The organism is Acidovorax sp. A1169, assembly GCF_030704685.1.
Classification (GTDB): Bacteria; Pseudomonadota; Gammaproteobacteria; order Burkholderiales; family Burkholderiaceae_C; genus Acidovorax.
The window spans coordinates 1-740 of the sequence record NZ_JAUZDX010000070.1; the positions used below are offsets into that span (position 1 = coordinate 1).

Here is a 740-nt window from a genome sequence, read left to right on the forward strand (position 1 = left end):
CGACGATGTTCAGGGCCGAAACCGAGAGGATGCCGGTGGCCGCATCGTAGGTGGACGAGAGGATACTCGGCGCCGCGTTGGCAACGGTGATGCCGTTGCCGGTCAGGTCGGCGATGTTGCCGCCGGTGACCACGCTGTTCCAGTCATCGGCGGCTGCGATGTTGTAGGTGGTGGCGCTGCTGGCCGAGGAGGTGCCGTTCTTGTTGAGCAGCGAGGCGACGCCGGCGATGTCCGCGCCCGTGAGGGTGACGGTGAAGCTGGTGGCCGAGGTGACCTCCACATTGCCCGTGGTGGTCAGGGAATAGGTGGCACCGCCCTCGCCGGTGATGGTGAGCTTGTTGGCGGTGACGTCGTTGGTGGCGCCGATGGTCTTGACCAGGCCGGTGCCGGTGACCACCAGGGTGTTGGTGGTGCCGTCGTAGGTGGCCGAGGTGACGGTGGGGGCGGTGACGTTGGCGACGGTGACGGCGTTGCCCGTGAGGTCGGCGCTGGAAGTGGTGGTCTGGTTCCAGTTGGCCGCAGCGGCCAGGTTGAACACCGTGGTGTCTACGGCAGAGGCGCCGTTGGTGTTCAGGATGCCATTGATGGCCAGCTTGTCTGCGGCATTGAGCGTAACTGCGAAGGCGGTGGAACTGCTGGCCGTGACGTTGGCCGTGGTCAGGGTGTAGCTGCCGGCCTGGCCGGTGACGCTAAGCTTGCTCACATCGATGGTGTCGCCACCGACGATGTTCAGGGCCGAT

General features: G+C 65.7%; 1 protein-coding gene. It reads right to left on the bottom strand.

What is annotated here, in order from left to right:
• The coding region (locus tag QYL93_RS31860; RefSeq protein WP_305747434.1) for a hypothetical protein at window positions 1-740 on the bottom strand (740 nt) is incomplete at both ends.